Origin of the sequence: Microcella sp., assembly GCF_030645145.1 — a bacterium.
Lineage (GTDB): Bacteria > Actinomycetota > Actinomycetes > Actinomycetales > Microbacteriaceae > Microcella.
This window is the reverse complement of sequence record NZ_JAUSMI010000137.1, coordinates 1-11,080: the sequence shown is the minus strand read 5'-3', so window position 1 is coordinate 11,080 and position 11,080 is coordinate 1. Positions and strand designations below refer to the sequence as shown.

General features: G+C 70.7%; 9 protein-coding genes and 1 pseudogene. 3 read left to right on the top strand and 7 right to left on the bottom strand.

Annotated elements, in window-relative coordinates:
- Positions 1-187 (bottom strand): annotated as a pseudogene (locus Q7T15_RS09430) (30S ribosomal protein S4); the annotation flags it as partial.
- A gap of 152 nt (positions 188-339) precedes the next feature.
- Complete coding sequence (locus Q7T15_RS09425; RefSeq protein ID WP_304695617.1) at positions 340-1,710, bottom strand: replication-associated recombination protein A; 1,371 nt, start codon at positions 1,708-1,710, stop codon at positions 340-342.
- A 97-nt stretch (positions 1,711-1,807) separates the two neighbouring features.
- On the opposite strand from Q7T15_RS09425, the gene Q7T15_RS09420 reads away from it, so the two are divergent.
- The 3 genes from Q7T15_RS09420 to Q7T15_RS09410 all read left to right on the top strand — a co-directional run bounded on the left by Q7T15_RS09420 (position 1,808) and on the right by Q7T15_RS09410 (position 4,666).
- A complete protein-coding gene (locus tag Q7T15_RS09420; protein ID WP_304695615.1) occupies positions 1,808-2,599 on the top strand; it encodes a peptidylprolyl isomerase in 792 nt (263 codons plus the stop codon).
- A 111-nt stretch (positions 2,600-2,710) separates the two neighbouring features.
- Positions 2,711-3,946 carry a DUF349 domain-containing protein gene (locus Q7T15_RS09415; RefSeq protein ID WP_304695613.1) on the top strand — a complete coding sequence of 412 codons (1,236 nt, stop codon included), beginning with the start codon at positions 2,711-2,713 and terminating at the stop codon, positions 3,944-3,946.
- Between the two features lie 117 nt (positions 3,947-4,063).
- Positions 4,064-4,666, top strand: a complete 603-nt coding sequence (locus tag Q7T15_RS09410) for a hypothetical protein (protein ID WP_304695611.1) — start codon at positions 4,064-4,066, stop codon at positions 4,664-4,666.
- Here Q7T15_RS09410 and Q7T15_RS09405 read toward each other — a convergent pair.
- The 5 genes from Q7T15_RS09405 to ruvB all read right to left on the bottom strand — a co-directional run.
- A complete protein-coding gene (locus Q7T15_RS09405) occupies positions 4,645-6,894 on the bottom strand; it encodes a bifunctional (p)ppGpp synthetase/guanosine-3',5'-bis(diphosphate) 3'-pyrophosphohydrolase (RefSeq protein ID WP_304695609.1) in 2,250 nt (749 codons plus the stop codon). The genes Q7T15_RS09410 and Q7T15_RS09405 overlap by 22 nt on opposite strands.
- Before the next feature lie 37 nt (positions 6,895-6,931).
- Entirely contained in the window at positions 6,932-7,942 is a 1,011-nt protein-coding gene (gene secF / locus Q7T15_RS09400; RefSeq protein ID WP_304695607.1) for a protein translocase subunit SecF, read from the bottom strand.
- Entirely contained in the window at positions 7,939-9,666 is a 1,728-nt protein-coding gene (secD, locus tag Q7T15_RS09395) for a protein translocase subunit SecD (RefSeq protein WP_304695604.1), read from the bottom strand. Before secD ends, secF begins: the two co-directional genes overlap by 4 nt.
- A 77-nt stretch (positions 9,667-9,743) precedes the next feature.
- Positions 9,744-10,082, bottom strand: coding sequence for a preprotein translocase subunit YajC (gene yajC, locus Q7T15_RS09390; protein WP_304695602.1), 339 nt, complete (start codon positions 10,080-10,082; stop codon positions 9,744-9,746).
- A gap of 110 nt (positions 10,083-10,192) precedes the next feature.
- Positions 10,193-11,080: Holliday junction branch migration DNA helicase RuvB (ruvB, locus tag Q7T15_RS09385; protein WP_304695600.1), on the bottom strand; the 888-nt coding region annotated here is incomplete at its 5' end.

The window sequence follows — 11,080 nt, the reverse complement described above, 5'->3', positions numbered from 1 at the left end:
GGGCGCGGAGACGCTGCTTCTCGCGCAGACGGACGGCGTAGTCGCTGTCGGCCTTGCGCTTGGTGCGGCCGTGCTCGCCCGGAGCGTAGGGGCGCTTCTCGAGGTACTTGGCGGCCTTCGGGGTGAGGGCGATGCCGAGCGCGCGGGAGAGGCGGGTCTTGCTGCGGGTGCGTGACTTGGTGGACACGGTTTCCTTCCATGCTCGTGGCCGCGACTGTCGCGGCTCACGGACGTACACCGCTCCGTCCGGTCCGGACGCACGCCGAGGCGTTCCGGTGGAGACTGCGAGGGAGGGTGTGCCCATATCTGACGGGCCGGTAGAGCTTAGCAGACGGCGGCTCAGTCGCCCGAGCCACGGCGGCCGCGCACGATGGCGCGCAGCTTCTCCAGTCGGGCGGAGATCTCGCGCTCGTGACCGCGCTCGCTCGGCCGGTAGTACTCGGTGCCGACGAGCGGGTCGGGAAGGTGCTGCTGCTCGACGACGCCGATGGGCTCGTCGTGCGGGTAGATGTACCCCTTCCCGTGCCCGAGGCGCTTGGCCCCGGGGTAGTGAGCATCGCGCAGGGGCTTCGGGACGCGACCGAGGCGCCCCGATCGGACATCCGCGATCGCCTCGTCGATGCCGCGGTACGCGGCGTTCGACTTGGGAGCGGTCGCGAGGTACACGACGGCCTCGGCGAGCGGGATGCGCCCCTCGGGCATGCCAATGAGCTGCACGGCCTGGGCGGCGGCGACCGCGATGGGGAGGGCCTGCGGGTCGGCGAGGCCGATGTCCTCCGAGGCGGAGATGATGACGCGGCGGGCGATGAAGCGCGGGTCCTCCCCCGCCTCGATCATGCGCGCGAGGTAGTGCAGCGCCGCGTCGGGGTCGCTGCCGCGGATCGACTTGATGAAGGCGCTGATGACGTCGTAGTGCTCGTCGCCGTTCTTGTCGTAGCGCAGCAGGGCGCGGTCGACGGCCGCGGCGACGATCTCCGCCGTGATGACCGGATGCTCGGCGGAGGTCTCGCTCTCGCCCTCGCTCGAGCCGCGATCGCTCGCCGCCGACTGCGCGGCCGCCTCGAGCGCCGTGAGGGCGCGACGGGCATCCCCCGAGGCGAGGCGCACGATCGCCTCGCGCGCCGCGGCGTCGAGGCTCACGGCGCCCGTGAGCCCGCGGGGGTCGGCGACGGCCCGGTCGACGAGGGTGCCGAGGTCGTCGTCGGAGAGCTGCTCGAGGGTCAGCAGGAGCGAGCGACTCAAGAGGGGCGCGATGACCGAGAAAGACGGGTTCTCGGTCGTCGCCGCGATCAGGATGACCCAGCCGTTCTCGACGCCCGGCAGGAGGGCGTCCTGCTGCGCCTTGGTGAAGCGGTGGATCTCGTCAAGGAAGAGGACGGTCGACGAGCCGTAGAGGTCGCGGTCGGCGAGGGCGCGCTCCATGACCTCGCGCACGTCGCGCACGCCCGCCGTGATCGCGGAGAGCTCGACGAAGCGGCGGCCCGACTGCCGGGCGATCGCCTGCGCGAGGGTCGTCTTGCCCGTGCCCGGCGGCCCCCAGAGGATGACCGAGACGGCGCTCGGCGCGCGACCGTCGTCACGCGCGAGGCTCACGAGCGGCGAGCCGGGGCCGAGCAGGTGCGACTGGCCCGCGACCTCATCGAGGCGCGTCGGTCGCATGCGCACCGCGAGGGGGACCGCGGCGGAGCCGAGCCCGGGGCGAGCATCCATGCGAAGGAGACTAGCGCCGCCCGCCGACGCAGGCGTCCGGCGCCGGGGCCGCGCTCGACTAGAGTTCCCCACGGAAATCGACCTCGAGGAGGCCCGAGTGGCACGCAGTTCGTCGACGAGCGAGCGGGAGGCGCGCGAGCGCCTGCGCCGGTACCAGGCGCGGCAGACGCTGCATGAGTCGCGCACCGCTCGGAAGGTGCGCGACAACGTCGGCGCCGTGATCGCGCTCGTCGTCATCGCCGCCGTCGCCACGATCGGGCAGATCGTCTACTTCTCGTCGGGCCCGGGCGCTCCGGAGCCCGAGACGAGCGCCTCGCCGTCGGCCTCGCCGAGCGCGAGCCCCGACGCCGAGGGCGCGCAGCCGCCCTCGACCGAGCTGAGCGAGTTCCGCGAGTGGTCGGGCACGATGACGATCAACGAGAGCATCCCGCTCGAGCTGACTCTCGACGGCATGGCGGCGCCGCAGGCCGTCGCCTCGTTCGTGCAGCTGACGCAGGACGGCTTCTACGACGGCCTCACGTGCCACCGCCTTACGACCGAGGGGATCTTCGTGCTGCAGTGCGGCGACCCGGTCGGCGACGGCACGGGCGGCCCCGACTACCGCTACGGTCCGATCGAGAACGCCCCGGCCGACGATGTCTACCCGGCCGGCACGCTCGCGATGGCGCGCCAGGGCGGCGACGGAGCGAGCATGGGCAGCCAGTTCTTCATCGTCTACGAGGAGTCGACGATCCCCTCCGACGCGGCGGGCGGCTACACCGTCCTCGGCGAGATCACCGGCGGTCTCGACGCTCTCGTCGAGGGCGTCGTCGCGGGCGGCGTCGAGGGCGGGGCATCGGATGGCCGCCCCGCGACCGCGGGGACGATCACCTCGATCACGATCGAGTAAGGATCACGTCCGCGCGTCCGCCCGCCCGATGGCCAGTCGGCCCGGTGCAATATGCTGAACAGCCGTCCGACCACCGAGGCCGTCGGACGCAGTCGATGAGGATGATGCACCGTGGCAGTGAATGAGCAGACGACCGTGTGGGGCCGGGTCGATGAGACCGGCACCGTCTACGTGACCGATCGGGGCGTCGAGCGCGCCGTGGGCCAGTACCCGGACGGCTCCGCCGAGGAGGCGCTCGCCTACTTCACGCGCAAGTTCTCCGAGCTCGAGGGCCAGGTCCGCCTCGTCGAGCAGCGCGCCAAAGGAGGCGCCCCCGCCGCCGACGTCGCCAAGACCGTCACGCACCTGACGCAGGCGCTCGAGGAGGCGGCCGCGGTCGGCGACCTCGAGGCCCTCCGCACGCGCCTCGCGGCGCTCAGCGGCACCGTCGAGAAGCTCACGGAGGAGCAGCAGGCCGAGCAGCGCGCGGCCGTCGCGGCCGCCGTCGAGCAGCGCACCGCGATCGTGACCGCCGCCGAGGCGATCGCCGCGAAGGACCCGTCCTCGCTGCAGTGGAAGCAGGTGTCGGCGACGCTCGACGACCTCTTCGCGCAGTGGAAGGACCACCAGCAGAACGGTCCGCGACTGCCGAAGAAGGAGGCGGACGAGCTCTGGAAGCGCTTCCGCTCAGCCCGCAGCACCGTCGAGGGCCACCGCCGGGCGTTCTTCGCCGGGCTCGACGCCGAGCACAAGGAGGCGAAGACCCGCAAGCAGCAGCTCGTCGCGAAGGCCGAGGCCCTCGCCGGCCAGGGCACCGCGGGCATCCCCGCCTATCGCCGTCTGCTCGACGAGTGGAAGCTCGCCGGGCGTGCGGGCAAGAAGTTCGACGACGCCCTCTGGGCCTCGTTCAAGGCCGCGGGCGACGTCCTCTACGCCGCCAAGGCCGAGGTCGATGCGCGTGAGAACGAGGAGTTCGCCGGGAACCTCGAGTCCAAGCTCGCGCTCCTCACCGAGGCCGAGCCTCTCCTGAAGGCCACCGACCGTGTCGTCGCGCGCAACACCCTCACGAACATCCAGCGCCGCTGGGACGCCATCGGCAAGGTCCCGCGCGACCAGGTCAAGGTCGTAGAGGACCGCCTCCGCCGCATCGAGCAGGCCGTCAAGGCGCTCGAGGAGGAGCACTGGCAGAAGAACGACCCCGAGAAGAAGGCGCGCTCGCAGGGCCTCGCCGCCCAGCTGCACGACGCGATCGCCGCTCTCGAGGCCGATCTGGCCGCGGCCCGCGGCGCGAAGGACTCGGCGCGCGTCGCCGAGCTCGAGGAATCGCTCGAGGCGCGCAAGGCGTGGCTCGCCGCGGTCGACCGCTGAGCCCGCTCCGCTGATTGCTCTGCGCTGAGTTCTCCCCAGGGCGGGCTCGTCGCCCGGTTCTCCACCGATCGGCGTCAGCGACGGGGTCGTCGCCGGCGACGGTCCATGCTCCCCGGCATGACTCCGCGCCTGCCCCTCGTCCTCGATGATCGCCACCTCCCTGCCGTCGAGCTGCGCGCCGCCCAGCTCGACGGCGAGCTCGGAACCCTCGGAGACGCGTTCCTCGTCACCGACTCCCCCGACACCGCCGCTGCGCGAGCATCCAGCCTCGCTCGGCGCGTGCCGGCGCGCACGATCCTCGAAGGTCGCAGCGCCGCGTGGGTCTGGGGGTGGACGCACGACTGCGCGAGCGTCCGGCTCTGCGTGCCGCTCACGGCGCGCATCGGCTCGGAGCTCCGCCGCTCTCTCGGCGTGCGCGAGGTCTCGATCGAGCCGGACGAGGTGCACGAGCTCGCGGGGCTCGGCATCACCAGCCCGGAGCGCACGCTCGTCGATCTCGCCCGGTTCGACGAGCGCGACGACCTGATCGCTCTGCTCGCCTCGGGCATCGCCATCGGAGGCATGACGGAGGAGGTCGTCGCGTCGGCTCTCGATCGCCGTCCCGCCGCCGCGGGCCGTCGACGGGCTCGTGAGCGGTTGCGCGCGGCTCGGGAGCTCGTCGAGCGCGACGCAGGCGCCGGTCGGGGTGCCCGGGTCGGCTATCCGTTGCTGACGCGGTAGACGTCGTACACGGCATCGATGCGCCGCACGGCGTTGAGCACGCGGTCCAGGTGCGTGACGTCGCCCATCTCGAACACGAATCGGCTGAGCGCCAGTCGGTCGCGCGAGGTGTTGACGCTCGCCGAGAGGATGTTGACGTGGTGCTCGGAGAGCACGCGCGTCACATCCGAGAGCAGACCGCTGCGGTCGAGCGCCTCGACCTGGATCTGCACGAGGAAGAGGCTCTTGGAGGTCGGCGCCCACTCGACCTCGATCATGCGGTCGGGCTCCGCGAGGAGCGACTGGACGTTCGTGCAGTCGCCGCGGTGGACGCTCACGCCCGTCCCGCGGGTCACGAAGCCGACGATCTCGTCGCCCGGCACCGGGGTGCAGCACTTGGCGAGCTTCACGAGGATGTCCGGGGCACCGCGGACGAGGACCCCGGAGTCGCTCGTCCGAACCGGCGTGCGGCCGCGCGTCGGCACGACGAACGGCTCGTCGTCGCTCTCGGCGTCGACGTGCAGGCCGGCGACGATCTTCTCGAGCACCGACTGGGTCGAGACGTGCCCCTCGCCGACGGCGGCGTACAGAGCGTCGACCGTCTCGTACCGCAGCTGCGAGGCGACCTCGGCGACCGAGTCCTGGGTCATGAGCCGCTGCAGCGGCAGGTTCTGCTTCCGCATGGCGCGCGCGATCGCGTCGCGGCCCTGCTCGATGGCCACGTCGCGGCGCTCCTTCGTGAACCACTGCCGGATCTTGGACCGAGCGCGGGTGCTCGTGACGAAGTTGAGCCAGTCCTGGCTCGGGCCCGCGTCGGGGTTCTTGGAGGTGAACACCTCGACGGTGTCGCCCGAGTTGAGCACGCTCTCCAGGGGCACGAGGCGGCCGTTGACCTTGGCGCCCATCGTGCGGTGGCCGATCTCGGTGTGCACGGCGTAGGCGAAGTCGACGGGCGTGGCGCCGGCGGGCAGGCCGATGACCTTTCCCTGCGGGGTGAAGACGTAGACCTCCTTCGCGCCGATCTCGTAGCGGAGGTTGTCGAGGAACTCGCCGGGGTCGCTCGTCTCGGCCTGCCAGTCGGAGATGTGCGCGAGCCACGCCATGTCGGTGTCGCTGCGCCCCTGCTCGACCGCGCCGCGGCCGGAGTTCATGCGCTCCTTGTACTTCCAGTGCGCGGCGACGCCGAACTCGGCGCGCTGGTGCATCTCGTGCGTGCGGATCTGGATCTCGACCGGGCGGCCACCGGGGCCGAAGACCGTCGTGTGCAGCGACTGGTAGAGATTGAACTTCGGCGTCGCGATGTAGTCCTTGAACCGCCCGGGCATGGGGTTCCAGCGCGCGTGGACGGCGCCGAGGACGGCGTAGCAGTCGCGGATCGTGTTGACGAGGATCCGGATCCCGGTGAGGTCGTAGATCTCCTCGAAGTCGCGGCCCCGGTTGACCATCTTCTGATAGATCGAGTAGTACTGCTTCGGCCGACCGATGATCTGCGACTTGATCTTCGACTGCCGCAGGTCGCTCGTGATCGCGTCGATGACCTGCTGCACGAACGCTTCGCGCTCGGGCGTCCGGTTCTTGACGAGGCTCTCGATCTCGACGTAGATCTTCGGGTGGAGCACCGCGAACGAGAGGTCCTCGAGCTCCCACTTGATCGTCGAGATGCCGAGCCGGTGCGCGAGCGGCGCGTAGATCTCGAGCGTCTCCTGCGCCTTGCGCCGCGCCGAGTCGCTCTCCACGAAGCCCCACGTACGGGCGTTGTGGAGCCGGTCGGCCAGCTTGATGAGCAGCACCCGGATGTCCTTCGACATCGCCACGATCATCTTGCGCACCGTCTCGGCCTGCGCGCTGTCGCCGTACTTGACCTTGTCGAGCTTCGTGACGCCGTCGACGAGCATCGCGATCTCGTCGCCGAAGTCGGCCCGCAGCTGATCGAGCGTGTACGGAGTGTCCTCCACGGTGTCGTGCAGGAGGGAGGCCGCGAGCGTCTTCACCCCGATACCGAGGTCGGCGAGGATCTGCGTGACGGCCACGGGGTGCGTGATGTACGGCTCGCCGCTCTTGCGGGTCTGGCCCCGGTGGGCCTTCTCCGCCGTCTGGTAGGCGCGCTCGAGGAGGGCGATATCGGCCTTCGGGTGCTGGGCCCTGACCGTCTTGACGAGGCCCTCGAAGCCGCCGACGGGCTGAGCCCGGGAGAACAGTCGGGGAAGGAGCGCGCGGAGGGTCGCCGTGTTCTGCGTCGTATCCGTCATCGGCGGCCTCCCCGTCGCGATTCTACGCGGGCCCTGCTCAGCGGACGGCGCCGGACTCCGGTACAGCGCGCTTCTCGCGGCCTCCCTGCTTCTTGACCTCCGGCTCGTTCTCGCGCAGGTGCACGTAGAGCGGGGCCGCGAGGAAGATCGAGGAGTAGGTGCCGACGATCGTTCCGACGAAGAGCGCGAGCGCGATGTCGAAGAGCGTGCCGGCGCCGAGCAGCAGCGCGCCGATCAGGAGGATCGAGACCACGGGCAGGCTCGCGACGATCGAGGTGTTGATCGAGCGGACGAGGGTCTGATTGACCGCGAGGTTGACCGACTGCGCGAAGGTGCGTCGCGACTCGAGCCCGTCCTCCCCCGTGTTCTCGCGCACCTTGTCGAAGACGACCACGGTGTCGTAGAGGGAGTAGCCGAGGATCGTGAGGAACCCGATCACGGCGGCCGGGGTGATCTCGAAGCCGAAGATGCCGTAGATCCCCGCCGTGATCACGAGGTCGTGGACGAGCGCGACCATCGCGGCGAGGGCCATCTTCCAGGTGCGGAAGTACAGGGCCATGACGAGGCTCGCGAGCAGCAGGAACACCACGAGGGCGATGGTCGCCTGGCGGGTGATGTCGCCGCCCCACGTGGCTCCGATGAAGCTCGTGCTGATCTGCGCGGGGTCGACCTCGAACGCGTCGGCGAGCGATTGCGCGACGTCGGTGGTCTCCTCGGGCGTGAGCTGCTCGGTCTGGACGCGGACGGAGTCGCCGCCGACGACGGAGACGCGCGTGTTCGAGCCCGCCACGATCTCGCCGACGGCCGCGGAGGCGGTCTCGGTCGTCGCCGCGGTGTCCTCCGACGCCTCGGCGACCTGGGAGACCCGGAACTCGGAGCCGCCGCGGAACTCGATTCCGAAGAGGAACCCGCCGCGCAGGGCGGTGAGGCCGATCGCGAGGATCACGGCGATGGCCGCGATGAGGTACCAGGTGCGGCGGCGTCCGACGAAGTCGAACGAGCGCGCGCCCGTGTAGAGATCGTTGCCGAACGATGTGAAGTTGCTCATCGGGCGTCCTTCCCCTCGCCGCTCTGCTCGGCGGCCTTGCGCTCGGCGATGGTCTGGCGTCGCTGGGCCTCGCGGCTCGACGATGCGCGCTTGGTCGCGCTCACCGCGGCCGACGGTCGGAACTGCGCGCGGCCGCGGTACACCGCGCCGAGCGCCTTCGGGTCGAGACCGCTGAGCGGGTGCCCACCGGAGAAGAACGAGGTGCGACCCAGCAGCTGCATCATCGGGTGGGTGAAGAGAGCGACGACGAGGAGGTCGACGAGCGTCGTGAGGCCGAGCGTGAAGGCGAAGCCGCGGACGTTGCCGATCGCGAGGACGAAGAGCACGACCGCCGCGATGACGTTGATGACGTCGGAGATGAGGATCGTGCGGAAGGCGCGCTTCCATCCGGCCTCGACGGCGCCGTCGACGCTGCGTCCGTCGCGCAGCTCGTCGCGGATGCGCTCGAAGTACACGATGAACGAGTCCGCGATGACGCCGACCGCGATGATCAGACCCGCCACGCCCGCGAGCGAGAGCCGGTAGCCCTGCTGGTTGGAGAGGTAGGTGATGAGCAGGTAGGTCACGATGCCGGCGATGATGAGCGACACGATCGTCACCCCGCCGAGGGCGCGGTACTGCAGCAGCGAGTAGAGCACGACGAGCACGAGTCCGATGAGGCCCGCGATGATGCCGCTCTGCAGCTGCGAGACGCCGAGCGTCGCGCTGATCTGGTCCTGCGACTGCAGCTCGAAGCCGATCGGCAGGGCGCCGAACTTGAGCTGGTCGGCGAGCGTCTCCGCGCTCTCCTGCGTGAAGTTTCCGGAGATCTGCGGCTTGCCGTCGGTGATCGCGCTGATCGTGCGCGGCGCGCTGATGACCTGGCCGTCGAGCACGATCGCGAACTGGTTGCGCACGCCCTGGAGGGCGACGAGGCGCTCGGTGACCTCGCGGAACTGCGCGGTGCCCTCGCCGTCGAACTCGAGGAACACGCCCCACTCGTTCGTGCTGACGCCGGTGGAGGACTGGATGAGCCCGCTCGTCGCGTCGGCGATCCGGGCTCCGGTGACCTCGACCGGTCCGAGGATGTACTTGAGCGAGGAGTCGGCCTCGCACGTCACGAGCGGCTCGTCCTCGGGGGCGACGTTGGCGCCGCTGTCGGTGACCGTCGAACAGTCGAACTCGTCGAACTGCTCCTGGAGGTCGGGCGTGATCCAGTTCGGGTCGCTCGCATCGGTGGGCGACGCCGTCGGGGTCGGTGCGGCGCTCGGCTCCTCCGAGGGGGCGCTCGGGCTGGGGCTCGCGCTCGGGTCGCCCTCGGTGCCCTCCTCGCCGATGGTGCTGGAGGAGGCGAGGTCGGCCGTGAGCACGGCGCGGAACTCGAGCTTCGCCGAGGAGCGGATGCGCTGGAGCGTCGCCTCGTCGGGCGTGCCGGGGATCGACACGACGATGTTCTGCCCGCCCTGGGTGTTGATCTCCGACTCGCTCACGCCCGCGGCGTCGACGCGCTGGCGGATGATGCCGACCGCCTGGTCGAGCTGCTCCTGCGAGACGCTCTGGCCGGAGGAGAGCTGCGGCGTCAGCGTCAGCTGCGTGCCGCCCTCCAGGTCGAGGGCGAGGCGCGGCGTCCAGGATCCCTCGTTCCACAGCACGCTCGCCGCATTGCCGCCGATGAGGGCGATGATGATGACGAGGAGCCAGGCGAGGGAGCGCAGCGCTCTGCGCTCGGGTGTGCTTCGTGCCACCTCAAGTACTCATTTCTGCTGGCCGCACGCTCACGACCGCCCGGTGGGGCGGTGCGCATGCGGCGCGGGAGGTTCGGTCAGTCGTTCTTGGCGGCGCTGCCGGGGGCGTCGGGCGTCGCATCGGCGTCGGCGACGACGCCCTGCTCGGCTTCGGACTCGTCGTCCGAGGCGGCCTCGGTCTCGTCGACGACGCGCGCGAGGGTCTGGCGGTGCACCTTGACGGCGTTGCCCGGGCTCGTCTCGATGACGGCGATGTTGTTCTCCTCGTCGATCGAGAGCAGGGTGCCGAAGAGGCCGAAGTTGGTCATGACCTCGGCGCCGGGCACCATCGAGTCCTGGAGCTTCGCCATCTCCTCCTTGCGCTTCTTCGAGTTGCGCCACATGAAGAAGATGAGCATGGCCAGAACGGCCAGCATGACGAGAGTCAACGGGTCCATGGGGGTGGTGAGCCTTTCGGGGACGTCTGCCGCGAGCGCGGTGTCAGAGGGGCGGCGGCAAGAGGATGCTCCCGCGCAGCCTCGCATAACTATAGGTCATCGGCGGAGGCCGACCGGGGCTCGCGCCCGAGGTGCCGCCACGCCTCGGCGGTCGCGACGCGCCCCCGAGGAGTGCGGGCGATGAGCCCGGTCCGGACGAGGAAGGGCTCGACGACCGCCTCGATGGTCTCGGCCTCCTCGCCCACCGAGACGGCGAGCGTCGAGAGGCCGACGGGCCCGCCGTCGAAGCGGTCGACGATCGCGTGCAGGACGGCGCGGTCGAGGCGGTCGAGCCCCTGCTCGTCGACGTCGTAGAGGTCGAGGGCGGCGCGGACGGCGGTCGTGTCCGCTCGCCCGCCGTGGACGAGGGCGAAGTCGCGCACGCGGCGCAGGAGCCGGTTGGCGATGCGCGGGGTGCCGCGGCTGCGCCCGGAGATCTCGCGCAGAGCATCCGTGTCGATGTCGAGGCGGAGGAGGACGGCCGCGCGCTCCAGGACGCGATGCAGCTCGGCGGGCTCGTAGAACTCGAGGTGCGCGGTGAAGCCGAAGCGGTCGCGCAGCGGGTTCGGCAGGAGGCCCGAGCGGGTCGTCGCGCCGACGAGGGTGAACGGGGCGAGCTCGAGCGGGATGCTCGTGGCGCCGGCGCCCTTGCCGACCATGATGTCGACGCGGAAGTCCTCCATCGCGAGGTAGAGCATCTCCTCCGCCGACCGCGCCATGCGGTGGATCTCGTCGATGAACAGCACCTCGCCCGGCACGAGCGAGGAGAGAACCGCCGCGAGGTCGCCCGCGTGCTGGATGGCCGGCCCGCTCGTCATGCGCAGCGGGCGCTGGCCCTCGTGCGCGACGATCATCGCGAGCGTCGTCTTGCCGAGCCCGGGAGGGCCGGCGAGCAGGATGTGGTCGGGGGCGCGGTTCTGCAGGGTCGCGGCCTCGAG